The 23,462-nt window shown below is 45.7% G+C and carries 32 protein-coding genes; 21 read left to right on the top strand and 11 right to left on the bottom strand.

Going from position 1 to position 23,462, the window contains the following annotated elements; translation table 11 throughout:
• Positions 1–49: 49 nt before the first annotated feature.
• The 3 genes from B5D52_RS09985 to B5D52_RS09980 form a co-directional block, all read right to left on the bottom strand.
• Positions 50–544 carry a hypothetical protein gene (locus tag B5D52_RS09985; RefSeq protein WP_143149515.1) on the bottom strand — a complete coding sequence of 165 codons (495 nt, stop codon included), beginning with the start codon at positions 542–544 and terminating at the stop codon, positions 50–52.
• Between the two features lie 39 nt (positions 545–583).
• Entirely contained in the window at positions 584–751 is a 168-nt protein-coding gene (locus tag B5D52_RS16125) for a DUF4177 domain-containing protein (protein WP_016147222.1), read from the bottom strand.
• 243 nt (positions 752–994) lie between these two features.
• On the bottom strand, positions 995–1,228 hold the full coding sequence (locus tag B5D52_RS09980) for a hypothetical protein (RefSeq protein WP_016147221.1): 234 nt from the start codon (positions 1,226–1,228) through the stop codon (positions 995–997).
• A 174-nt stretch (positions 1,229–1,402) separates the two neighbouring features.
• Between B5D52_RS09980 and B5D52_RS09975 the strand changes: the two genes are divergently transcribed.
• The 6 genes from B5D52_RS09975 (at position 1,403) to B5D52_RS15940 (ending at position 4,829) form a co-directional block, all read left to right on the top strand.
• The gene (locus B5D52_RS09975) at positions 1,403–2,209 is read left to right on the top strand and encodes a DUF3848 domain-containing protein (RefSeq protein ID WP_016147220.1); all 807 of its coding nucleotides are present in this window, start codon (positions 1,403–1,405) and stop codon (positions 2,207–2,209) included.
• The gene (locus B5D52_RS09970; RefSeq protein ID WP_016147219.1) at positions 2,206–2,550 is read left to right on the top strand and encodes a plasmid mobilization protein; all 345 of its coding nucleotides are present in this window, start codon (positions 2,206–2,208) and stop codon (positions 2,548–2,550) included. Before B5D52_RS09975 ends, B5D52_RS09970 begins: the two co-directional genes overlap by 4 nt.
• 164 nt (positions 2,551–2,714) lie before the next feature.
• A complete protein-coding gene (locus B5D52_RS09965) occupies positions 2,715–3,026 on the top strand; it encodes a hypothetical protein (protein ID WP_016147218.1) in 312 nt (103 codons plus the stop codon).
• Positions 3,023–3,322, top strand: coding sequence for a CD1845 family protein (locus tag B5D52_RS09960; protein ID WP_016147217.1), 300 nt, complete (start codon positions 3,023–3,025; stop codon positions 3,320–3,322). Before B5D52_RS09965 ends, B5D52_RS09960 begins: the two co-directional genes overlap by 4 nt.
• Positions 3,323–3,543: 221 nt before the next feature.
• Positions 3,544–4,104, top strand: a complete 561-nt coding sequence (locus B5D52_RS09955) for an RNA polymerase sigma factor (RefSeq protein WP_016147216.1) — start codon at positions 3,544–3,546, stop codon at positions 4,102–4,104.
• Positions 4,101–4,829, top strand: a complete 729-nt coding sequence (locus tag B5D52_RS15940; protein ID WP_016147215.1) for a hypothetical protein — start codon at positions 4,101–4,103, stop codon at positions 4,827–4,829. Before B5D52_RS09955 ends, B5D52_RS15940 begins: the two co-directional genes overlap by 4 nt.
• Before the next feature lie 183 nt (positions 4,830–5,012).
• On the opposite strand, the gene B5D52_RS09945 is transcribed toward B5D52_RS15940, so the two are convergent.
• On the bottom strand, positions 5,013–5,252 hold the full coding sequence (locus tag B5D52_RS09945; RefSeq protein WP_016147214.1) for a helix-turn-helix domain-containing protein: 240 nt from the start codon (positions 5,250–5,252) through the stop codon (positions 5,013–5,015).
• A 120-nt stretch (positions 5,253–5,372) separates the two neighbouring features.
• On the opposite strand from B5D52_RS09945, the gene B5D52_RS09940 reads away from it, so the two are divergent.
• The 5 genes from B5D52_RS09940 (at position 5,373) to B5D52_RS09920 (ending at position 9,872) form a co-directional block, all read left to right on the top strand.
• Complete coding sequence (locus B5D52_RS09940) at positions 5,373–5,810, top strand: hypothetical protein (protein WP_040332505.1); 438 nt, start codon at positions 5,373–5,375, stop codon at positions 5,808–5,810.
• Between the two features lie 32 nt (positions 5,811–5,842).
• On the top strand, positions 5,843–7,252 hold the full coding sequence (locus B5D52_RS09935) for a relaxase/mobilization nuclease domain-containing protein (protein ID WP_016147213.1): 1,410 nt from the start codon (positions 5,843–5,845) through the stop codon (positions 7,250–7,252).
• A gap of 233 nt (positions 7,253–7,485) precedes the next feature.
• Positions 7,486–7,905, top strand: coding sequence for a nuclear transport factor 2 family protein (locus B5D52_RS09930; protein WP_016147212.1), 420 nt, complete (start codon positions 7,486–7,488; stop codon positions 7,903–7,905).
• Positions 7,906–8,128: 223 nt separating this feature from the next.
• A complete protein-coding gene (locus B5D52_RS09925) occupies positions 8,129–8,506 on the top strand; it encodes a BlaI/MecI/CopY family transcriptional regulator (RefSeq protein ID WP_016147211.1) in 378 nt (125 codons plus the stop codon).
• Positions 8,507–8,522: 16 nt separating this feature from the next.
• Entirely contained in the window at positions 8,523–9,872 is a 1,350-nt protein-coding gene (locus B5D52_RS09920) for a M56 family metallopeptidase (protein ID WP_016147210.1), read from the top strand.
• Positions 9,873–10,177: 305 nt separating this feature from the next.
• Here B5D52_RS09920 and B5D52_RS09910 read toward each other — a convergent pair whose 3' ends face one another.
• The 6 genes from B5D52_RS09910 to B5D52_RS09890 form a co-directional block, all read right to left on the bottom strand.
• Entirely contained in the window at positions 10,178–10,534 is a 357-nt protein-coding gene (locus B5D52_RS09910; protein WP_016147209.1) for a helix-turn-helix domain-containing protein, read from the bottom strand.
• A gap of 187 nt (positions 10,535–10,721) precedes the next feature.
• Complete coding sequence (locus tag B5D52_RS09905) at positions 10,722–11,912, bottom strand: AI-2E family transporter (RefSeq protein WP_002587438.1); 1,191 nt, start codon at positions 11,910–11,912, stop codon at positions 10,722–10,724.
• Positions 11,913–11,924: 12 nt separating this feature from the next.
• Positions 11,925–13,460: a cardiolipin synthase gene (gene cls / locus B5D52_RS09900; RefSeq protein WP_002587439.1), complete on the bottom strand. Its 1,536-nt coding sequence runs from the start codon at positions 13,458–13,460 to the stop codon at positions 11,925–11,927.
• A gap of 27 nt (positions 13,461–13,487) precedes the next feature.
• A complete protein-coding gene (locus B5D52_RS09895) occupies positions 13,488–14,483 on the bottom strand; it encodes an alpha/beta hydrolase (RefSeq protein ID WP_227604045.1) in 996 nt (331 codons plus the stop codon).
• A gap of 14 nt (positions 14,484–14,497) precedes the next feature.
• Positions 14,498–14,650, bottom strand: a complete 153-nt coding sequence (locus B5D52_RS16370) for a hypothetical protein (protein ID WP_178139613.1) — start codon at positions 14,648–14,650, stop codon at positions 14,498–14,500.
• A 13-nt stretch (positions 14,651–14,663) separates the two neighbouring features.
• Positions 14,664–15,020 (bottom strand): helix-turn-helix transcriptional regulator, encoded by a 357-nt coding sequence (locus B5D52_RS09890; protein ID WP_002587442.1) that lies wholly within the window; start codon positions 15,018–15,020, stop codon positions 14,664–14,666.
• Between the two features lie 229 nt (positions 15,021–15,249).
• Here B5D52_RS09890 and B5D52_RS09880 point away from each other — a divergent pair, with 229 nt between their 5' ends.
• The 9 genes from B5D52_RS09880 to B5D52_RS09835 all read left to right on the top strand — a co-directional run bounded on the left by B5D52_RS09880 (position 15,250) and on the right by B5D52_RS09835 (position 22,586).
• Positions 15,250–15,867 (top strand): TetR/AcrR family transcriptional regulator, encoded by a 618-nt coding sequence (locus B5D52_RS09880; RefSeq protein ID WP_016147207.1) that lies wholly within the window; start codon positions 15,250–15,252, stop codon positions 15,865–15,867.
• A complete protein-coding gene (locus tag B5D52_RS09875) occupies positions 15,864–16,751 on the top strand; it encodes an ABC transporter ATP-binding protein (RefSeq protein WP_002587444.1) in 888 nt (295 codons plus the stop codon). Before B5D52_RS09880 ends, B5D52_RS09875 begins: the two co-directional genes overlap by 4 nt.
• 13 nt (positions 16,752–16,764) lie before the next feature.
• On the top strand, positions 16,765–17,559 hold the full coding sequence (locus B5D52_RS09870; RefSeq protein ID WP_002587445.1) for an ABC transporter permease subunit: 795 nt from the start codon (positions 16,765–16,767) through the stop codon (positions 17,557–17,559).
• 12 nt (positions 17,560–17,571) lie between these two features.
• Positions 17,572–18,357, top strand: coding sequence for an ABC transporter permease subunit (locus tag B5D52_RS09865; protein ID WP_002587446.1), 786 nt, complete (start codon positions 17,572–17,574; stop codon positions 18,355–18,357).
• A gap of 45 nt (positions 18,358–18,402) precedes the next feature.
• Positions 18,403–18,576 (top strand): cysteine-rich KTR domain-containing protein, encoded by a 174-nt coding sequence (locus tag B5D52_RS09860; RefSeq protein ID WP_073993866.1) that lies wholly within the window; start codon positions 18,403–18,405, stop codon positions 18,574–18,576.
• An 81-nt stretch (positions 18,577–18,657) separates the two neighbouring features.
• Positions 18,658–20,022 (top strand): radical SAM/SPASM domain-containing protein, encoded by a 1,365-nt coding sequence (locus B5D52_RS09855; RefSeq protein ID WP_002587447.1) that lies wholly within the window; start codon positions 18,658–18,660, stop codon positions 20,020–20,022.
• On the top strand, positions 20,022–20,894 hold the full coding sequence (locus B5D52_RS09850; RefSeq protein WP_002587448.1) for a DegV family protein: 873 nt from the start codon (positions 20,022–20,024) through the stop codon (positions 20,892–20,894). The genes B5D52_RS09855 and B5D52_RS09850 overlap by 1 nt, the downstream gene beginning before the upstream one ends.
• Positions 20,895–21,021: 127 nt before the next feature.
• Positions 21,022–21,708, top strand: a complete 687-nt coding sequence (locus tag B5D52_RS09845; RefSeq protein ID WP_016147206.1) for a winged helix-turn-helix domain-containing protein — start codon at positions 21,022–21,024, stop codon at positions 21,706–21,708.
• Positions 21,709–22,172: 464 nt separating this feature from the next.
• Positions 22,173–22,586, top strand: coding sequence for a sigma factor-like helix-turn-helix DNA-binding protein (locus tag B5D52_RS09835; protein WP_016147205.1), 414 nt, complete (start codon positions 22,173–22,175; stop codon positions 22,584–22,586).
• A gap of 248 nt (positions 22,587–22,834) precedes the next feature.
• Here B5D52_RS09835 and B5D52_RS16365 read toward each other — a convergent pair whose 3' ends face one another.
• Positions 22,835–23,062, bottom strand: coding sequence for a hypothetical protein (locus B5D52_RS16365; RefSeq protein WP_162610247.1), 228 nt, complete (start codon positions 23,060–23,062; stop codon positions 22,835–22,837).
• 97 nt (positions 23,063–23,159) lie between these two features.
• Between B5D52_RS16365 and B5D52_RS09825 the strand changes: the two genes are divergently transcribed.
• Positions 23,160–23,390: a hypothetical protein gene (locus B5D52_RS09825; protein ID WP_016147204.1), complete on the top strand. Its 231-nt coding sequence runs from the start codon at positions 23,160–23,162 to the stop codon at positions 23,388–23,390.
• Positions 23,391–23,462 lie beyond the last annotated feature (72 nt).

The following is a 23,462-nucleotide window of genomic DNA, read 5'->3' as shown; positions in this document are numbered from 1 at the left end:
TGTCTGGCTTGTCCGTCCTTTGTGTTGCTCGATAAAAGAAAAGCTGTCATTATCGTTTTATTTCTAAACAATAGAATGACGGCCTATTCGGATACATTTTGTCGGGAGTATTCCAAATCTCTGCATCATCAATTACCTTAATATGTCTTGGGGTAATTTCATCAATGGAAATTGTTTGCCTATGAATCACAGGTCTGTCCTCAAATTCATAATAGTCCATTAACCACACATGCCAAAGTTCAATGGATGGCGTATTTTTTAAGGCGTTTTTTATATACTCAATAATCTGTTCTGCCCTGCCCTCTGTATAGTTCCACTCCAGATAGACACCATTTACTTTCTGGGTATAGTTCTGAACATCCATAAAGAAATGCAGAAAATAGTTATCATCTGCGCCGCCATCATATATTGTGCTATTATCAATGTCTATTTCATTGGGATAATCATGATTTGGTGCGGCTTCCATTAAAGGAAAATCAGAAGCAATGAATGTGCATACGCTCAAAGAGTTTTCACCACCTTTTACTTTAGCCCTGTTAGCCATGTGTGTTGATAGTAGTCAATTTCATTAAGATTACACAGGTTACACTTCTTTAGAAAAAGTGATAAACATAGTAGTGCCTGCTTTGGTAAAGGCTGTAGCACCAAGAAAGATGCTGGTGCTAACAACTTCCCAACCTTCCTTTGCCATATCATTCATTTTTGCTTCTGCCTCACTTACTTTAACTTCAACAACTTTATATTGTTTCATAATTATTCTCCTTTCAAATCAAACTGTTTGATTTCTTTTATATTTTCTCTTGTCAGTATAATTGTACTTGAAATCTATAAACAATTCAATCACCGTAAGCGAGGCGTCCACAATGTACTACCCACAAGAATGGGCAGAAAAGAAACCAAAACAGCATGAGGAGGTGCGATAAACAAAAAGGACGAGCAAGCCGTTTGACTTGCCCGTCCTTTGTACTTTTCAATCAGAGGGGAGGTAATAGCTCTAATTATTCTTATCAAATACTCCCCATACTGCAATCGCCAATCCGATAATCGCAACAATGATAGAAATGGTAAATGGCATAACCAAATCCATTCCTAAAAGGCAACCATACCATCCGCCAATACCATTGTAAGAGTACGGATTTAACGGAGATAATACTGTCGCAACAATAATAGAAATTGTGCTGATAGCACCGATTGCCATAACTGCTATACCTAAAATAAGTTTTTTCACTTTTCTTCCCCTCTCCAATACTGATTTTGTCAATTTCATTATACTCAAGAATTATGAATAATTCAACCACAGAAAGCGAGGTATCAACCATGTACTACACCCAAGAACAGATAGACCGGGCGAACCAAACCGCCCCTGCTTCTCTCTCATATAACGAAAAGGAGGTGCGATAACATGAATACCAACGATCTGAATACGGCCCTCTATGAGAAGATGGCTGCTGAGCAGGACAAATACCGGGACTGGCTGAAAAGTCAGCCCCCGGCAGAAGTCCTGAACCATGCCTATGAGTACACCGTCCGGGAGGACATCATGATGGCGATGGAGGAACTGGAGCTGACCGACGCCCAGGCCCAGGCGTTGCTGGATTCGCCCACGCCGCTGGCAGATGTGTACCGTCACTTTGAGAAGCTGGAGACCGGCTACATGGATGTGATCCGGGACAGCATTGAGAACCGGGCGGATGATGTGTGCAAGGTTTTGGACGAACAGCGGTCCGTCCCTCTCTATCTCCATTCTGCCACCTATGCGTCCCAGCATGGGGAGATGGCACAATATAACCGCTCTTATCAGGTAAACCTCGACTGTAAAGAGGCCATTGAACACACCATCAGCGCCCACTATGCGGATAACCGGCTGGATACGGAGTCTGCGGTTAAGGCGGTGCTGGAAAAGTTCGGGTCGGAACGAGTACAGTTCATACTTGCCAACACCATCCAGCACAAGGACAGCGATGGCCGTGTTTCCCGTGACAACAAAGCCTGGTCAAAGACCATTCCCATGCCGGAGGACAGCGGCATTTCGCGCCACTGTGCTTATCTGGTTGTGGATGGGGTCAATCCTGGACTGACCGATCTGTTTACACGGCAGGTACGAAAAACACTTCAGGAACCGGAGAAAAGCTCTGTCCTGCAAAAGCTCAAACAGGAGCCGCCCGCCCACAAGCCTGCTTTGCCGAAGAAACAGGAGCCGGAACGGTGAGCGCCCCGAACCGTAAGCGGGATGTCCAGGTGAATTTCCGGGTCACCTCGGAGGAGCTGGCGCTGATTGAGCAGAAAATGTCCCAAGTTGGGACGAAGAACCGGGAAGCCTATCTGCGAAAGATGGCCCTGGACGGTTATGTGGTGCAGCTGGACTTGCCGGAGCTGAAGGAGCTAGTGTCTCTGCTGCGCCGGAGCAGCAACAACCTGAACCAGCTCACCCGCCGGGTGCATGAGACCGGGCGTGTTTATGACGCTGACCTGGAGGATATAGCCCAGCGACAGGAGCAGCTATGGGGGGGCGTGAAAGCAATCCTGACCCAGCTTTCCAGGCTTTCGTAACAGGGATATATGACCCAACTGCGGAGGGAGGAACGGCGTTCTTTTCGCCGCGCCTTCCTCCTCTTTTTCTTTTTGTCCGCATCCTTGCCTTTTTCTAGTGCTTGCCGGATAATAAAGGCAGATAGCAAAGTGTTCTCACATCTCACAAAGGAGTTGAGATACCGATGTTGACCTTTGAAAAGGTTTTAGAGATTTTCGAGGACTATCTGGCGCAGGATATGGAGCTGGAAGTCTACAAGAGCCGGTACGGATATGTCTGTGTGTCTTTCAACGGCTCACCCCCGGACCCGCCCTATTGCGAAGGCGATGTGTGCCGGACCCCGGAGGAACTGTTTGACCATCTGCTGGTCGAGTACGAATCCTTTGCCTCCATTCAGCTGACAAAGGGACGCCGGGAAGAAAACGAGGCCGACGAGGAACAGGTCCGCTGTCTGTGCCAGAAGTATTTGGATCGTCGAGAGGAGGCCATGAAATGACCGCATTGAAGCTGATTTTGAAGATTGTGATTGCGCCGGTGATCCTGCTGCTCACCCTGGCCATCTGGATTTGCGTGGGGCTGGTCTATGTGTCCGGCTTGGTGCTGGGGCTGCTCAGTACGGTAATCGCCCTGCTGGGCGTGGCCGTCCTGGTGACATACTCCCCGCAGAACGGCCTTATCCTGCTCGTGATCGCGTTTCTCATAAGCCCCTTTGGGCTGCCGAAGCTGGCCTTTTGGCTGCTGGGCAAGGTGCAGGATTTGAAGTTTGCAATACAGGATTTGGTTTACGGCTAAAAAGACACCCTCTCCCCTTGATGGAGAGGGTATCTTCATATTTCCGTCTGACCGCCCCATACAGCGAGGAGCATCGGAGAGCCACCAGCCAAGCAGCAAAAGCTGTTGTGAGCAATCTCACGCAAAGTATGGTATAATTTTTGGGAAAAAGTTTTGGATTTGATGTAGTATTTGCCGCTAAAACCGTAGTATATAGGTGAAGCCGGAAAGGGGGCGGTGAAATGATAGATGATGAAAAAATAATAGACCTGTTTTTCGAGCGTGACCAACAGGGCATACGGGAGCTGGACATTAAATACGGAAAAATCTGTCACAATCTTTCGTACAACATTGTGAACAGCCGACAGGACGCAGAGGAATGTATCAATGACGCATACTTAAGCGCGTGGAACGCCATTCCCCCGGTACACCCTAACCCACTGCTCAGCTACATTGTGAAAATCGTTCGGAACATTTCCCTCAAAATCTATTGGAGAAAAGCAGCCGCCAAACGAAGCGGACACTATAAAATTGCCTTAGAGGAAATCGAGGGCTATATCGCTGATCAGAAAACCGTGGAAGATGAAATCGAAGCCAGAGAGTTAGCCCGTATCATTGGAGAATTTTTGGACACGTTGACCCTCGAAAACCGCGTCATTTTCATGCGCCGCTATTGGTTTGCCGACAGCTACAAAGACATAGCCGAGTTTGTAGGTCTTTCGGAGAAAAATATTTCCGTCCGGCTGACCCGTATCCGCGAGAAGATGAAACAATACTTGATAGAAAGAGAGGTGTTCGTATGAATGCAAAGAAATTCTCTGACGCTATGAGCGAGCTTGATACGAAGTATGTTGATGAAGCTCTCAATTATAAAAAGAAATCTAAAAGACCCGTTTGGATTAAGTGGGGAACTATAGCTGCTTGCTTTTGCTTTGTAATTTGTATTGGAACTTACTTTGCATACAAGTTTAATCTCGGCGGTGGTGGCTTCGGAAATGGTGACGCAACATTGTTTACGGAACATCGGGAGGATTTTTCGTCAGAAATCCCTTCCGATATTTTGGCGCAGTTAGGCGATAACACAATAAAAGCATATTTGTTAAGGACTAATGATTGGTTTTTAGCAACTGATATGACTGATTATAGCCAAGCTCTAACAAATGATGTGCTTTATATTGTTCAAGACACCAGCAATGGAGAGAGCGGGGCATATACAGCCTATACAGAGGAAGATGGTGCCATCTCTAAAGATCACGATGCTACACCGCCAGCCAACGCAACAGTTCCTTGTGGATTTTTCGGTTTGACTTATCCAATGATCGAGGACGATATTTCTGAAATAGACTATATTGATTACATTGTCACTTATTCAACTCGATTAAGGACGGTGATCGTTTGGGTGCAACGCTTGGAAGAAGATTTGTTTGTCACTTATCCTACCCGTCCTGACCTGTTAGAAATTGAAGTCGGAGGAATTTATACCTTACCAGAAATGCAGGAAAAATTAACAGATGCTTATAATAAATAATCTAAAATTGTAACATCACCCATTGGAGGGCAGCTATTTTCAATCATCGAAATGGCTGCCCTTTTCTTTTGCCTATAAACAGAAAGGAGCGACCAGCTATGACGAAACCGAGAGAGAAAACCCGCGAGGAATTGACCGCCGAAATTCAGATAATAAGACCTCCGGCGAAGCTCGTCGGAGGTCTTATGGTTCCAGATTATCTTCCTTGAAAAGTGGCGAAGCAAAAAAGGTGTCTATTCCAATTCCCAGTCCCTGGCACATCTCATGGATGATTCGCAGCTTTACAGAATCGTAAGAACAGTTGATGATATTGCCAATGGTGGACTTGGGAACGCCGCTTTTCATATACAGCTGATACTGCGTCATATTTCTTTCATCCAGTAATTCAGAAAGACGTTTGCTCACCGCCTCATTTAGTTTCATTCAATACACCGCCCCTGTAACTGTACTATATTTAGTATATGGGCAGTTCTGCTAAAATTAGTCCCTGTAACTGTACTAATGAAGATATTTGCGGTATGATGGTAATAGGGGTGCCATCGTATGAATGTAACATTTTGTGGCCATTCGCAAATCACAAAAGAAGATAAGATTGCGAGTTGGCTTCGCACAGTAACACAAAGTCTAATTGAGCAAGGAGCAACAACTTTTTTTCTCGGAGGATATGGAGAGTTTGATAGTTTAGCAGCATCCATTTTGCGAGAACAAAAGAAAAAGTATCCACAGATTGAGTTGGTTCTTGTCTTAGCTTATCTTAACACTGGAAGGAACACTTCCGGCTATGACGGCACTGTGTATCCGCCGCTGGAAACTGTGCCACGCCGCTTTGCAATTTCTCATAGAAACCGCTGGATGGTAGAAGTCAGCGATGTGGTAGTAGCGTATGTTCTCCATGATTGGGGTGGAGCTGCCACGACGCTGCGGTGCGCCAAGCAGAAAAAGAAGCAGATTATTTCATATCGTGAAGAAAAGGGCAGCTAAGGCTGCCCTTTTTTTGAAGGGAGGGAAACTTTATGGCAACCACACGCATTATGCCGCTGCATATCGGCAAGGGCCGGACCGAGAGCCGTGCCATTAGCGAGATTATCGACTATGTGGCCAATCCGCAAAAGACTGACCACGGCAGGCTTATCACCGGCTATGAGTGTGATAGCCGTGTAGCTGACGCCGAGTTTATGCTGGCAAAGCGCCAGTATATCGCCGCCACCGGACGGGTTCGGGGCGCAGATGATGTGATCGCCTACCATGTCCGCCAGTCTTTCTGCCCTGGGGAGATCACGCCGGAGGAAGCGAACCGGCTGGGCGTGGAGTTTGCCAAGCGGTTCACCAAGGGCAAACACGCCTTTATCGTTTGCACCCACATTGATAAGGCCCATGTCCATAATCATATCATTTGGAGTTCGGTCAACCTGGACTGTGACCGGAAGTTCCGCAATTTCTGGGGCAGCACAAAAGCCGTCCGTCGATTGAGCGACACCATCTGCATTGAGAACGGACTGTCCATTGTTGAGAACCCAAAGCCCCACGGCAAAAGTTACGACCAATGGCTGGGCGATCAGGCAAAGCCCTCCCATCGGGAATTGCTCCGTGCTGCCATTGACAACGCCCTGGCACAAAAGCCTGCTGACCTGGACGAGCTGCTGAAGCTGCTCCGGGAATCCGGCTGTGAAGTATCCAAGCGCGGCAAATCCTACCGTTTGAAGCTCCCCGGCTGGGGCAAAGTGTCCCGCCTGGACAGTCTGGGCGATGGCTACACCCTGGAGCATCTGCTGGCTGTCCTCGCCGGTCAAAAGGAACATACACCCCGTCAGAAACCGGTCAGGCAGGCAGATCCGCCGAAGGTCAATCTGTTGGTTGACATCCAGGCAAAGCTACAGGCCGGAAAAGGTGCCGGGTATGTGCAGTGGGCCAAGGTCTTTAATCTGAAACAGATGGCACAGACCGTGAATTATCTCACAGAGCATAATCTACTGGAGTATGCTGTGCTGGAGGAAAAGGCGGCGGCGGCCACGGCTCACCATAATGAGCTATCAGCAAAAATTAAGGCAGCGGAGAACCGCATGGCGGAGATCGCCGTCCTGCGGACCCATATCATCAACTATGCCAAGACTCGTGACACCTATGTGGCCTACCGAAAAGCTGGCTATTCAAAGAAATTCCGCGAGGAACATGAGGAAGAAATTCTGCTCCATCAGGCGGCAAAAAATGCCTTTGATGATATGGGGGTCAAGAAGCTTCCCAAAGTTAAGGAACTGCAAGCTGAATATGCTCGGCTGCTGGAGGAAAAGAAAAAGACCTATGCCGAGTACCGGCGCTCCCGCGAGGAAATGCGGGAGCTGCTGGCGGCAAAGGCCAATGTGGATCGGCTCATGGGGATGGCGGAAGATAGACAGGAAGATAAAGGCAAAGAGATGAACCGATAAAACTCCATAAGTGTTGGAAAGTGTGTTGTACGACAGTCCCATTTTACGGACGAGTGATCTAAGCATAGCAAAGCGCCGGGCGCGGGGCTATATGCCTCTGCATCCGGCGCTGTTTATGTTCATGGTTAAAAGTATGTCCGTGCAAATTGTGGCATAGATTTGTTCAAATTCTTATGGTAAAATTTATAGTAAAAACAGGTGGAAAAGTAAAAGGGCAGGGAGGCGTTTGTTTTATGTCGGAAAGAGAAAAAATTGTGCGCTTATGGTTCAATATGTGGCTTACACAACAAGATTTAGGAATTGATAGTATTTTTGCGGAGGATGTAGTTTATACTGAAAGTTGGTGTCCCCAATATTCTGATCGAGAAACAGTAAAGCACTGGTTTGAGGAATGGAATACCCGTGGGAAAGTGCTTGCATGGGATATTAAACAGTTTTTTCATCAGGGTAATCAGACCGTTGTGGTATGGTACTTCAAAAACCAAATGGACAACGGGAAGATTGAAGAATTTGATGGGATTTCTTTAATTGAGTGGACACAAGATAATAAAATTAAGACCTTAAAGGAATTTGGATGTAATCTTAATAACTACAATCCATATCAGAATGGTAATGCGCCTGAATTTAGGAATGAAAAAACAAACTGGTTTTAAGAGCTATAATTTGAAATGAATATAATGTAATTGCCATCTATGTAATCAATGTTGTTGTGCAGTTCCATTTAGAATAAAAAGCCATGCCCTAGACTGTCCTGGGCATGGCAAAAAAATTGTAAATTTATTTCTACAAGTCCGTAGAAGTATTGACTATTCTACAAACTTGTAGTAGAATTAACTCATCCAAAGTAGACGTACTTTGGGTAAGGAGGAAATGTTTATGGATCGATCCCAAAAACTATCAGAAACCGAATACGAAATCATGGAGGTGTTGTGGAAATCACAAGTTCCTATGTCTTCGGCGCAGCTTGCATCGTATTTTGCAGAACACCACAACAAAGAGTGGAAGCCATCAACTCTTGCAACATTTCTGTCTCGGCTGACGCAAAAGGGGCTTATCACTTCTCATCGAGAAGGCAGAGTTCATTATTACCGGCCTATCAAATCAAAGAAAGATTATGCACGAGATGGCGCACAAGGAATTTTAGATGCGCTCTATGATGGTTCGATCAAGAATTTCTTTGCGGCTCTATACGGTGGCTCTCAGATGTCAGAGGAAGATCGTGAAACTTTGAAAGAATGGTTGGACAATCAGTAATAACGGAGGAATTTGTATGGTATATTACTTGCTTAGTACTCTGTTTTTTCTGAATTTAATTGCCAGCAGCGTGTACCTGCTTTTCAAAGCCTTGCTCGTTTGGGCAAAAAATGGTGTGAATGAACGTTTTCGCTATATTGGGTGCATCGCTGTCATGGTGTTGTTCTTAATCCCATTTTATCAGGCTTTGCCGATCTCCTCTACAATAAAAGATATGCCATTTCAAACAAGCGGATACTTGGAAGGCGTTAGTAGCGTTATCCCAAAAGACGAAGTAGTTCAAAAGAATACTTCCATCACTGAAAGCAAGAGCACGAGAACGAGCGGTTTTTGCTTGGATGTTCAGGCACAGGAAAAGATTTTACTTGTTTGGTCTGTTGGTGTGTCAGCTCTTGCATTATGGTATATTGCTGTATTGTTAAGATTCCGTAGGAGACTATCCCAAAAGCAAACACAGCCCGTTTGTGGTGAGCTACAGCGAATTGCAAATCACTGTGCAAGCGAATATGGAATTCGACAGACGCCAATCCTTAGAGCATCGCCACATGTGCAAAGTCCGGTGTTGATTGGTTTTTTCAAGCCAATTATCGCAGTACCTGCTGATGGACTTCCGCCAGCAGATGTACAAATGATCCTGAAGCATGAACTGGTGCATTTTAAGCGCCGTGATTTGTGGTGGAAACTTTTGGGCGTCGTAATACAGACGATTCACTGGGCCAACCCTATTGTGTGGCTGCTTTGTAAGGACTTTGAATTTTGTGCCGAGACCTCCTGTGATGCTCAGGTGGTTCAGAATCTTGACCATGATGGGCGCAAAAGCTATGGATACCTTTTGATTTCGTATTCTCAATTTCAACACAAATTGAACTCTACGCCGGGGATTTCTTTTATATCCTCGCGCGAAAAACTGAAAAGGAGAATTTGCATTATGCTGAATGGAAATAAGTCCAAAAAACTGATTGTTGCTGCGCTTGTTTGCGTGTTAGGTGCAAGCAGTCTTGCACTGTCCGCATTTGCTGCCGAGGCGCACAGCGATACTCCCCAGACGATTGATGGAATTGTAGCTGGTAAGGATGCACCTGCCACTTCCAGCGATGAACTCCTCACCGGTGAAACACAAACAGATATTCCCTTTGCTCAAAGCATCAATCCGAACGACGGATATGATCTCAAGGCCAAGGAGGAGGTCTCTTTTTCCGATATGATTACCAGTATGTCAAAGGTCCCGCTTGAAATTCCTGATGAATTCAGGCAGGCTGTGGCAAACGGAGAAGTCACTCCTTTGCAACCGGAAGATGGAGTTGAAGTAGAGATTTTTGATGCTAATGGTGTTAAGGTAAGCGTCAACGCTAACACGGAACACTAAAAGTTTTGCGGCCAATAAATTACAAGATGTGGCCTCGTTTTTCAGGTCGCATTCTGCTTCTATTTTGTGTGATTTCAAATCCGCATATATAGAAAAAGATCATGGCCAGCTCAACGCTGGCCATGATCGAAAGCGTCAAATGGACGCGCAGCCGCAGAATGAAATTCTGCGTTCATGGGGGCTTGGGGGAATACCCTCAACAAGCAGCGCCGGAAGCCGAATGGCTATCCAGGGGCATTGCTTGCCGCTTTCTTTGCAGAAATGAAAAGAGCCAGAGAGGAAACCGTCAAATTTCACTCACTGGCTCAATTCGCTTCAATTTTCTTAGATAGTTCTGTTAATTCCTGCATGGTCTCCTGTGTATGGTGCAGCAGGGTTTCACGCATTTCTGACGGGCAACTGGAATAAAGCATTTTCATCTGGTTGGCTCCCTCATCTTCTGGAGAAACATCCGGATTTATTAGAGAGTCCAGAGAGATGTTCAAAACCTTGGCCAATGCTCTTAAAATCAAATAGGAAGGGTTCATCTGCCCTTTTTCAATGTTGGCAATTTGTTTTACAGAAACATGGCTCAGATCTGAAAGCTCCTGCTGTGTCAGGTCTTTTTTCTTTCGGGCCTCCCGCATTATTTGACCCAAAGCGGTTAAATCGTCAATCGGCATAATCATTCACCTCAATAACATTGTATCGTGCCGATTTGTTTTGAGGAATAACCTTATTATGCCCGCTAAAAGGTATGATAATGCCGATTTTGTAATATAAAAAACGAATAGGGCGCAAAGACCCTTGATATTTTTATATCATGAGTCCTTACACCCTACTATGAGTTTTTATCTTGAGATAATTTTTTTAGGATATATTCTGTTTATGTGAATTACCCATCTGCTCTTTTTCTTGTGTTTTCAGATGCGTTTCCCGCTTATCGGTTGCTTCTTTCAAAAGAGCGTAAGTGGCTGCTGCGGCAGGTACGCCAAGCAACATACCGATTGGTCCAGCCAGATTGCCACCTATTGTGATTGCCGCTAAAACCCACATGGCAGGAAGGTTGATTTTTGCGCCCACAACTTTCGGATAGATTGCATTTCCTTCGATCTGTTGCAAAGTAAGCAGGAAAATAATGAATACCAGTGCCTTAAAAGGATTGACTGTCAGAATCAAAAATGCACCCACAAGTGTAGCAATCCAGGCACCGACATAGGGAATCAGTGCTGTTACCCCAACAAGCGCACCGATCATCGGCGCATATGGTATTCTCAGAATTAACATACCGATTGCACACAGGCTGCCTAAAATTATTGCCTCAGTCGTTTGCCCTGCTACAAAAAGCTTGAAGTTTTTTTCACAGACAGCTGCCACATGAATGCCCCGCTCGGCAAAACATGCTGGAATCCATACACGGACAATTCGGGTGATCTGACTTTTTAATTTCTCCTTATTGGCCAAAATATAAATTGAGAACACAAGACCAATCGCAAAATCGACTGCCGTCGCAACCACGCTTCCAAATGCGGAAGCAGCAGTGTCCATAATGGTGGTTCCCAATTGATTCAACCATTCATTCAAATTGTCTTTCAGTTCAAGAAAATCAATATCAATTTGGGACAGCTGTTCTCCGAATGGGATTTTAGAATAGTCAGCCGTGCTTTCAAATGCCACCAGTTGATCCAGACCATTCGTCAAGGATGATATGACAATAGATACTGCATCGATCAATTCGGGAATAACAAGAAAAGCAACACCGACAAAGACCCCTATCACCAAAATAAATGAAAGCAGGATCGCAAGCGGGCGGCGCATTTTCGTTTTCCTAGATGTCGGATGTTTGGGGAACAGATGTCTTTCAATAACCCCCAACGGAACATTCAGAAACAACGCCAAAATCAATCCAATTAAAAGTGGGTTCAGCAGGTCTTTCAACCACATCACGGCATCAGCTACATGACTAATATGTCGGATGCCAAGATAAATCAAAATGCAGGCTGTAAACGTTCCGATAATCCACTTTGATAATTTTTTGTGTGTTTCAATATCTTCAAACATTCAAGACCCTCCTTACATTAGTGGTGCAAATAGCCGCAGTATATCCTGGAGCAGATGCACTACGATATTTGTTTTGCAATCCTTTTCTGTCACCTGTTGGCATATCTCCAGCGTTTGCAGAAAATCCTCCTTGACTTCCATAACAGCTTTGGCCTCATAGAGCAGAGCACCACATTCATAGTGCAGATATAAGCTGCGAAAATCCAAATTTGTTGTCCCGACTGTTGCAGTACGGTCATCGGACACAAAGGTTTTGGAGTGGATGAAACCATTGGTATATTCGTAGATTTTAACGCCTGATTTTATCAGCTCTCGGTAATACGAGCGTGTGGTCATGTGTACCCACCATTTATCCCAGCGGTGGGGTGTGATGATGCGTATATCTACACCACTTTTTGCCGCAAGACGCAAAGCGGAAAGCATACTATCATCGACAATCAGATATGGGGTGTTGATATACACGTACTTCTTTGCATTGTTTAAGATATGCAGGTAAACGTGTTCGCCCACATTTTCTTCATCCATTGGACTGTCAGCGTATGGCTGAACAAACCCCTTTGCAGTAACAGGGCACTCTTGTTCTTTCCATGGGTAGAAGATTTCGTAGTCCTCGTCTGTATGGGTACAAATTTCCCACGTCTGTAAAAAAATTAGTGTGAAACTCCATGCGGCTTTGCCTTTCAGCATGATCGCTGCATCTTTCCAGTGTCCGTGTTTCTCAATGGCGTTGATGTATTCATCTGCCAGATTGATACCTCCGGTAAAAGCCACCTTTCCATCAATGACCGCTATTTTTCGGTGATCTCTGTTATTTTGCTTTACGGTCAGAACAGGTCGGAAGGGATTGAATACGGCGCACTGGATACCGTGTTTTTTTAGCTGCTTTGCGTAGTCTTTCGGAAGAGTGAGAAAGCAACCCATATCGTCATAAATCAGTCGCACAGTTACGCCTTGCGTGGTTTTTCGCTTCAAAACTTCCAAGATGCTGTTCCACATAACGCCTTCCTGCACGATGAAATATTCCAGAAATATGTACTTCTCGGCTTTTTCAAGTTCCGCCAAAAGTGTTTCCAGCTTTCGTTCACCCGGTGTAAGGTAATGTGTTTCTGTATCTGCATATATTGGAAACCCCGTGTATTCCTGCAAGTAATGAATTTGAGGGTAATATTCAGGCAGTTGTTTTGTTGCGCTTTCATAGCAAATGCCGGGGAGTGCATAGAGTGGTTTTGCCTTTTGTTGTGTATGGAGGACACTTTTTGCAAAGCGCCATTTCGAGGATTGTGCATTAGACAAAAGATACATCAGTCCACCAAACAACGGGAAGGTTAGGATCAGGATCGCCCATGCAGTTTTGTAGGCGCCTTTGTCTTTCTGGGAAACGATATAAAGCACCGCAATGATACTGACGATTGTCAGTAGGCGACTGAAATTTCGGGAAAGCTGACTTCCCCCAAGTACAAGGCATATAAGAAAATATACCTGTAAAAGTAGCAGGAGTATCGTCAACATCCTTCTACGGAATAAGACACGGAGCCAACGCTGGCGCATAATGATTCCCCCCCTTCAAACTCAAATCTACGGATTCTTTTTCCGCTGTTCGCAAAATTCCCAAAACTCTTTTGCAATGCGCTCGTAGGTGCTTTTTCCTACGAGATAGCTCATACAGTGGTCAGCGCCCGGAACAATCAGCAGACGCTTTTCTGATGTACAGGCTTTATAGTTTTCGTATGTCATTTCAACTGGAACAAAGTGGTCATCTGTTCCGTGGACAAAAAGAACAGGAATTTGGCAGTGCTTCAACGCTTCTGTAGTTGAGGCAGCATCAGCATCCATTTGGATGCGCTTTTTGCACATCCTATCGGCACCTGTTTTATGCAGAGCATAAGGAATATGCAGATTGCTTTCGGAGACATGTTTCCAAATTGCATGGAGCGAAGTAAATGCACTGTCCGCTGCGATTCCAAATACATTATCCGGCAGTTCCAGTTCGGACGCCATTAGCACAGAGGTTGCACCCATGGATACCCCGGCAAGATAGATGGGAATGCTTTTTCCTGTTTTCTCGTTTATCCAATTTGTCCATGCCAGGCAATCGTAGCGTTCCAGCAAACCTAAACTCATATGGTCGCCGCCGCTATTATTTTGTCCCCGCTGCTCTGCGTAGAGTACAGAACAATGATTATTGCGCCAGAAATCTGCGATTAGACCAAAATCATGTGACCAGGAGGAACGCCACCCGTGCATGGCAACTATAGTTCTTTTCGGTTCTTCGCAGGGACACCAATGCCCAATCAATGAAATTCCGTCGTGAGCAGTGATTTCCACCACGTCACAGCCGCTTTTTTCGAGCTGACCAGCTGCCTTTTTTACAATTTCAGTGGTTTCTATCATTTCAGGTGAACCGGACACACGCATTTTTCCGTTGCTTCTGTCCTGCGGCGCAACCCGATCCATGGCGAGCTGCATCATCTTTTTGGTTAGAAGATGATGCCAAAGCACACAAATCGCACTACCGGCAGCACCTATTATCAATCCTTTTTTCAATGAATCCTTCATAGCACGTCCTTTCATAACGTGGGTATAACTTACTCTTTGTCATTGGCAGTTTTCTTACTTAATTTTCTGCGATATGCGTAATATAACAGAATCGACATTGAGGCTTTTTCATAACCAAACTTGCCGAAGCACTGGAACGCCGCATTGAGAATGGTCAATCTCTTTTCTTCGGTCAGGGCCAAAAATTTGTTCAATTCATTTCCTTCTTCTTACACAATAACCGTTTCGGTTATTCAGAGTATAGCACCAATAACCGAATCGGTCAAGTGTTAATGCAGCAAGTGTATTGATGCGCTTTTTGCAAGCGTCATCTGCGCTCATGTCTGGATAAAAGAACTGATCCACCGATATATCGAACATTGTCACCATCTGATAAAAAGTGTTCAAGCTCGGATGCTGACCGTCGTTTTCGTTATATATGATGGTGCGGGGATCACGGTCAATGATAAGGGCCAGTTGATCCTGTGTCATCCCGCTGGTTTCTCTTTTGCGCTTTATCTCGCACCCTATATCGTGGAAATCAAATTTGCGCTCATCGCGTTCAAATTTCATAGACATCACCCAATGTAATTTTATATTTCAGGTAGTAGTATTTGAACGAATTACATTTTCGTGCAACTGCTGACTTGAACACACCGGTACTTTCGAGACTAATCTTCGTTGGTCTAACAGTATAAAAAGAAAACTTTTGAATCATACTCCAAAATACTTGACCGTTTCGGTTATTGGTGCTATACTCTAAATAACCGAAACGGTTATTGTGTAAAAAGGAGGAAATGAATTGAACAAATTTTTGGCCCTGACCGAAGAAAAGAGATTGACCATTCTCAATGCGGCGTTCCAGTGCTTCGGCAAGTTTGGTTATGAAAAAGCCTCAATCAATGATATTGCGGTAGCCGCACACATTTCCAAAGCGTCTGTGTTTCAGTATTTCGGCAGTAAAAAGCAGCTCTACATTTACCTGCTGGAATACTGCAAGAAAATCATAGAGGGACTATTTGATAAGGAAGCCCTCGATTCCGAAACAGATTTGTTCGACAGGATTCTGGCATCCAGCCGCATGAAAATGGAGGGGCTCCAAAATCAGCCTTTTATCTTGCAGTTTATTACCAGTGCCTGGGAGGAAAATTCTCCCGAGGTGACGGATACGCTGGCGATCCTGACGGAGGAGACCGGCAGATTCCGAAACGATCTTGTTCTGCGGGAAGAGGATGCTTTGAAATTCAAAGACCCAGAGGATGCCCAGCCGGTCTTTCAGATGCTGCTTCTGATGGCCGAGGGCTATGCGGCCGGGTACCGGGGGGCGGCGGCTTTCGATTTTCAGGCTGTCATGGAGGATTTTGAGAAGAACATCGCAATTCTGCGGAAAAATTTTTATAAGGAGGAGTATTTGAAATGAGTGAACAAGCGATTGTCTTGAATGAATTGACCAAGCACTATGGGAAGCATCGAGGAATCAATAACCTCAGTTTCTCTGTCAACCAGGGAGAGTTTTTCGGCTTTATCGGCCCCAACGGTGCGGGTAAGTCCACCACGATCCGCACCCTAATGGGGCTGATCCGTCCCACCGGAGGCAGCGCATCTATCTTCGATTTGGACTGTCACTCCAAGGCCAGCGTCATCGCCAGGGATGTGGGCTATCTGCCCAGCGAGAACAGCTATTACGAAAACATGAAAGTCCGTGAACTTTTGCAGTACACCGCCGATCTGTACGGCATGGACTGCAAGACAAAGATGAAGGAGCTTGCCGACAGGCTCAATCTGGATTTGTCCCGCAAGATTGCAGACCTTTCTCTGGGCAACAAGAAAAAGGTGGGTATCGTGTCTGCCATTATGACTTCGCCCAAACTGATTATTATGGACGAGCCCACCAGCGGATTAGACCCACTGATCCAGCAGGCTTTCTATGATATTCTGAAGGAGGAAAACAGCCGGGGCGCTACCGTGTTTTTTTCCTCCCATGTGCTGAGTGAGGTGCAGAAACTGTGTGACCGGGTGGCCATTCTGAAAGAGGGACAGCTTATTGGCATACAGTCCATCAAAGAACTGCGTGAGAGCGGCTATAAGAAAGTCTCTCTGAGCGCAAAGGAGGCTATCCCTCGCGATTTCTTTGATTTGTCCGGCATTGCGAACTATGCGGAGACTGCGGATAAGACCTCTGTTTCCTTTATGTATAACGGAAATATCACGGCGATTATTGACAAGCTTCACCTGCTGCATTTGGACGATGTGCTTTTGGAAGAGCCCTCTTTGGAGGAAATCTTCATGCACTACTATGCGTAAGGAGGTGTCGGGCATGGTCATTTTGAAATATGAACTGAAAAGGCACCGCAAATATATTTTGGGTTGGGCCATCGCCTTGGCTCTGTGTGTTTTTGTGATGACGCCTACCTATTACAGCTTTATGGATGTTTCCACCGGAGACCTCTATGAAACGCTGGGTACGAGTGATTTTTACAAAGGCGTTGGTGTGTCCATGGAATATCTGACCTCACCGTTGGGCATTTATGCGTTTCTTACCAGCTTTTTTATGATTGCGTCCGGTATTTTCGGGATGCACTTCGGTATCGCCATTCACACCAAGGAGTGCTCGGAGCGAACCTCTGAATATCTGTTTACAAAACCCCATACCCGAAAAACGATTTACTGGGCAAAGGCGTTCACGGTTTTTTTCGGCGTAGTGGTCGTGAGCATGGTATATCTTCTCGCCTCTTTTTTGGCGCTGGCCCTGTTCCGCTCCGGCATTGACTGGGGAGAGTTCTTTCTGATTGCTCTTTCCCTCATGCTGGTCACGCTGTTCCTTGCAGCTATGGGGCTTTTGGTTGGAATTCTATTTTCACGCAATCGAAGCCCACTTTTGACTGCCGGGTTAATTGTCTTTGTCGAGTACTGCGTCACCAGCTTCTCCAACATTGTCAGCAACCGTGCCATTAGTTTTCTGTCCCCGTACTCGTTCTTTAGTGCGGCTGAGATTTCCAAATCTGGCTTTTATGAGTTGGATTACTTGGGATGGTGTGTACTGCTGTTTGCCCTGTTTTTGGTGCTGTCTTATCGTGTCTTTTTGAAAAAAGACATCCAGTTCCGCTCATGAGGGGGTGCAAAGATGAAAACATTGGTGAAAAACGAATTCCGCCAAACCAGAAAGACCCTGCTGATCTGGCTGGGGATCATGTTACTGCTGTGCGGATTCTGCTATTTTGAACTTTTATCCTTGAAGGACAGTCTGGATGAGATGGCCCGGACAGTCGGCCAATTTCCTCGCTTGATCATGATCATGTTCGGTGTGAAAGGGGATCTCACGACTGCCCTTGGTTGGTACGCGTGTATCTATTTTTGGGAGGGGCTGTTGGCCTTTGCCTATGCAATCTCTCTGGGCCTGTCCTGTGTGGCGAGGGAAAAGAAATTTGGAACATCCGAATACCTGTTCACAAAGCCTGTGGAGCGGAAAACCATTGTTCTGGCGAAGGTGATCGTTTCAGCAGTGAACCTGCTGGTGTTCGCCCTGTTCAGCGGCGTGTGCAATTATTTCACGATCGTTCTTCCTTTGGGCGGTCTGGATCAGCCGGGAGCGGTGCTTTCCACAACGATGGGAATGTTCTTTACCCAGCTTCTCTTTTTTGCCTTGGGTCTGCTGTTTGCCAGCCTTTTCAAATCTTATAAGGCCGCGGTACGCGCCGGTACGGTTTTCGTATTGGCCGCCTATGTGTTGGCCTTTACTGCCGAGTACACAGGGAATCGTTTCTTGGATTATCTGACCCCTCTGCGGTACTATGATGTGTATGAAGTAGCACTAAATGGCGTCTATCTTTCCTACATCGTCTTAACAGTACTCATTGTGGGCGCATGTGTAATGGTTTCTACAAGGCGGTGGAAACTGCGTGAGTTGTAAATGTAATTGTCCATAGATATTCTATTATCTGATGAAAAACAAAGAATGAAAAAAAACGAATGGCTATTATGCCCCAACTGCAACAAAAAAACGAGAATTAAAATCTGTGATAATACAGTACTTGAAAATTTTCCGCTATACTGTCCGAAGTGCAAACGGGAAATAATAATCAGCGTAAAACAATTCAATACCACAGTTATCACAGAGCCAGACGCATAGACGCAGAGCCGATAACCCGTTAGCCTTGTGCTGCGGATTATCGGCTCTTTTTGCTTTTAAGATAGAAAAGGAGACAAAACCATGAGTAATTCTATTAAAGACAGCGCACAGGCTTTCGCCGTCAATCAAGTGCTGAAATATGTTGACAGCAATCCGCAGGAAGCATTCCCCAAGTTGTTAGATTGGGCGGATAAGTTCGATAAGGATAACCTCTATCTCACACAGCGCCAGCAAATCCGTAAGGTGATGGAGCAGCCTGACAGCAACTGGATGCGCCTGATCAACAGCCTTTGGACGGACATTGATTCTGAAGTCCGCAAAGTGTTCTTCCGCAATTTTATTGTCAATGCATCTCTCTTAGGCAGCCGCAAGCAGGTGGCTAATCGTGAAAAGTACGGCTGCAATATCCCCTGGGCAATCCTGATGGACCCCACTTCCGCCTGCAACCTTCATTGCACCGGCTGTTGGGCGGCAGAATACGGTAATAAGCTGAATCTGAGCTATGAGGAACTGGATGACATCATCAATCAGGCCAATGAACTGGGAACCTATATGTTCCTCTACACCGGCGGTGAACCTATGGTACGCAAGAACGATCTGCTCCGCCTGTGTGAAGCGCATCCTGACTGCGTATTCTCTGCCTTTACCAACGGTACCCTTATCGATGAGAAGTTTGCCGATGAGATGCTGCGGGTGAAGAACTTCTACCCGGCCATCAGCATTGAAGGCTTCGAGGAAGCTACTGATTTCCGCCGTGGCAAGGGTACTTATCAGGCTACTATGCGGGCGATGAAGATTCTGAAAGAAAAGAAGCTGCCTTTCGGCGTATCTGGGTGCTATACCAGCAAGAACATCGACTCCATCAGCTCGGATGAGTTCTTCGATCATCTGGTGGAGTGCGGTGCGAAGTTCGCATGGTTCTTCCACTATATGCCTGTGGGCAACGATTCCGCTGTGGAGCTGCTCCCGTCTCCTGACCAGCGTGAAAAGATGTATAACCGCATCTGCGAATACCGTAGCACAAAGCCTATTTTCACAATTGACTTTCAGAATGATGCGAAATTTGTAAACGGCTGTATTGCTGGTGGCCGCAACTATCTGCATATCAATGCCAATGGTGACATTGAGCCTTGCGCTTTTATCCATTACTCTGACTCCAACATCCGTGAAAAGACCCTGCTGGAAGCATATCAGTCTCCGCTGTTTATGGCCTATCACGACGGTCAGCCCTTTAATGATAATATGTTCCAGCCGTGTCCTATGCTGGAAAATCCTGAATGTCTGCGTAGCATGGTAAAGAAATCCGGTGCCCATTCTACCGAGTATCAGTCCCCGGAAAGTGTTGACCATCTGTGTGATAAGACTACACTTTATGCAGAAACCTGGAAGCCGAAGGCCGATGAGCTGTGGGCTGCTTGTCAGGGCTGTAGTGGGTGTAAGAAGTGATGGACGGCTATCAAATTTTCACAGATGCCACCTCAGATCTCGCACCGGAGTTAACCGCAGGTCTGCCATCTGTTGAAATGATTCCTATGAATGTTGAGATCGGCGGAACAGAATACTCATATGGTTCCCCGGAAGGAATCACAGCCAAGGAGTTCTACCGCTTGCAAAGAGCTGGGAATTTTGCAACGACCTCACAAATCAACCCAACGATTTATTTTAAGCATTTTGAACCCTGTCTGCGACAGGGAACCGATATTCTGTATCTCTGTTTTTCCTCTGGTCTGTCAGGTACATATCAGTCTGCGTTTTTAGCGGTTGAAGAACTACAGCAGGAATATCCGGAAAGAAGAATCATCTGCATTGATACGCTTGCTGCCGCAGTGGGTGAAGGGTTTTTAGTCAGAGAAGCTGCGAAAAAGCAGAGGGAAGGACTGTCTATTGATGAATTGGCTTCTTGGGTCATGGAACACCGATTAGAGGTATGTCATTGGTTTACGGTTGATACCTTTACCCATTTGAAACATGGCGGGCGGGTTTCAGGTGCCGCAGCCGCAATGGGAACGGCTTTGCAGATCAAACCGTTGCTTCATGTGGACAGCGAAGGAAAGCTGCAAGCAGTGGAAAAACCTCGTGGAAGAAAAAAGGCTGTTACCACTCAGATTGCCCGAATGGAACAGGGCTGGAAACCTGAACTTGGTAAATCGATTCTGATAGGTCATGCCGATGACCCTGAAGCAGCAGATATGCTGAAAGAAAGGTTGTTGGAACAATTCCCGGATTCTGAGATTTGTATTGCTTATATTGGCCCTATCATCGGAGCACACACCGGTCCCGGCGCACTGGCATTGATTTACTGGGGAAATAATCGATGACGGAGGATTTGTAGATACGCAAAAAAGCATTCTCCATCATAGAAAAATATAGTTTTGTTTAGAGCTGCCGGGTAACTTATGCTCGGCAGCTTTGAACTGTCTGCTAGAAGTAGTAGGAGGTGAACATATGGTTCCGCATGTATTGGGCGTAGGATACGCCTATAATGAATATGAGGTTACTGCTGGCCGATGGAAAGAATTTGAAATTGAATTTGACTATGCTGATAATATTAAACAAGCGGCCGCAATGCTGTCTTTTAAAGAATATATATGCGTAGCTATTTGCTCTGATGTGATTCCACAAGACGATTTGGATATCTTGAGACAAAAACGTGCGGTACCAATTATTGTTGTGCCACCTTCATATTCGGAGGAACAGCGGTATGCATGTGTCCATTTTGGTGCTGCTCAATATTTACATACCTATAATCATCCTATGGTAGAAATGTTTTCAGAGAAAAATAGTATGAGAAATTGTTTGAAAATACCAAAAGATAAAAGAAGACCGCTAACAATCATCACTGTGAAAGACTTGTCTTTCTGCTTAGAGTACAGGTCTGTAGAGATAGCTGGGGTATGCATTGATTTGACCGAAAAAGAGTTTGATATTCTTGCGCTGCTAATTATGAATCAACGGCAAGTCTATACTTATGAAATGATAATGGATTCTGTTTGGCATGATGATTTTTCGTTTTATTCACGCAATGCGATTTCAAGCCATATAAGTAATTTACGGAAAAAGTTAAAAAGTTCGGAAACTGCATCAGAACATATTAAAAGCATTCGAGGAATAGGCTACAAATTCGAAGTATAGGTATTTCTTGTGCAAATCTTGTATAAATCTAAAGTAAATCTTGCTTTCTGTTCTATACCATAGCTCTCAATAATGGCGAGCAGCTGTTAATTGAGTAATGGTTCAATGAAAACGCGGCTTGCTGAATAGCTGCCGCTTTATACTGCGTAGACAGAAAGGTTATTTACAGCGGCATATAGGAGGATGCCGCTTTGTTTGTTTTAACCTTTTACAGTTCTCATAATCTTCACTTGCTAAAAAAAGTGTAGCTTCCCCTCCGGGGCAGTTCGGCAACCTGTCGGTATTATCGTTCTGCGCAAACCGGAATAATAATGATCTTTTTTGTTGCGCCAGTTTCCTGGAATGGGAGACTGGCGCTTTTGCTTGTCGTTTTTTGCCGAATGTCCCCAAACGGCCTCGATGCCGTTCCCCGCCTCCATTCGATTCACCCGCTAATCACCCGTGAATCGAAATGGAGGTACATAATGAAGAAAGTCAATCTTCGGGATCTGTATCCCGATGTTTATAAAACCGATGCCTTTTTGGAAGTAACCGATGAAGTACAAGCGGTGTTTCAGTCTGACGAGCGAGCTGAAGCAGCCTATGAGCGAAAAATGTATCGCTATAAGGCGCAGTACTCCCTGGACTGTGAGAATGGAATTGAAAATGCGGTCCTGCGAAAGCTGGAGACGCCGGAGATGCTTCTGGAGGAAAAGCAGCTGCGCGAGCAGATTTACTCCGCCGTGATGGCTTTGCCGGAGAAACAGGCAAAAAGAATTTATGCTCGGTACTATCTGGGGATGAGCGTAAATGAGATTGCCGGAGCCGAAGGTGTAGATCCGAGCCGTGTCCGTGACAGCATCCGGCGTGGGCTGAAACAGTTGGCAAAAATTTTTTGATAAAGTTTCATTTGAAGCGCCTGTTTTTTGCCCCTTTTGTCAGTGTTAATAGAAGGACAAGTTTTCCCCTTCGATGGTACTTTGACAATTGAATAGACGGCATTTCTGGTACATAACCCATGTACGAGCGAATCAGGCGCGCCGCCAAGATGGACAGCCAAGGAGGTGATAAACAAGGCTGTTCCCAGCGATCAACGCCAGCCTGAGACCCGGAGGTGGCACTTCGAGCGCGAGGACTCCATGGGGGCTTAAAGATACTTGTTCACACCCGCCCACGGACTTGAGGCGGAACCCTGCGGCGCACGAGTAAAACGACGCTGCGGAGTTATGACATCCGCGCCAGCGGAGACCGGGAATGTCCCCATCGTCAGGGATGCGTGGCAAATGTGGCGAAAGCGAACTTCAAATTCAAGAGAGCTGCGTCCGGTTACCGTAAGCAACAACAGGTCATCATCCAGATGCAGTTTTCTTTTCAAAGTTAGATACCATGCACTGGCAGTTTCGGCTGCCAGTGCATTCATGTGATTTTGAAAGCACGATGACAACCTTGACGGAATGGAGGGAATATGATTTATGGAAAAACTGATTACACGAAAAGAAGCTGCCAGAATCCTGGGAATCAGCATTGCGACCTTGGATGCGGCCCGTAACAACGGCTTGATTTCTTATGTTCAGTATGTGCAGAACGGTTGTGTATATTTTACTGATATGGGCCTTCAGGAGTATATCGCAAAATGCACCCACCGGGCAAAACCGATGGAAAAGAATGCGACTTACCGCAAGACCCGGAACGCCGGAGCATGAGCCAATCCGTATCCTTGCTGGAACTGAAGATCTCTGATAAAACAAAGATACAGCGCTGGAGATTATTTTAGG

The organism is Butyricicoccus pullicaecorum DSM 23266 (genome assembly GCF_900167005.1).
GTDB classification, from domain to species: domain Bacteria; phylum Bacillota; class Clostridia; order Oscillospirales; family Butyricicoccaceae; genus Butyricicoccus; species Butyricicoccus pullicaecorum.
Note: the sequence above shows the minus strand (reverse complement) of the source record. Positions and strands in the feature narration are given on the sequence as shown.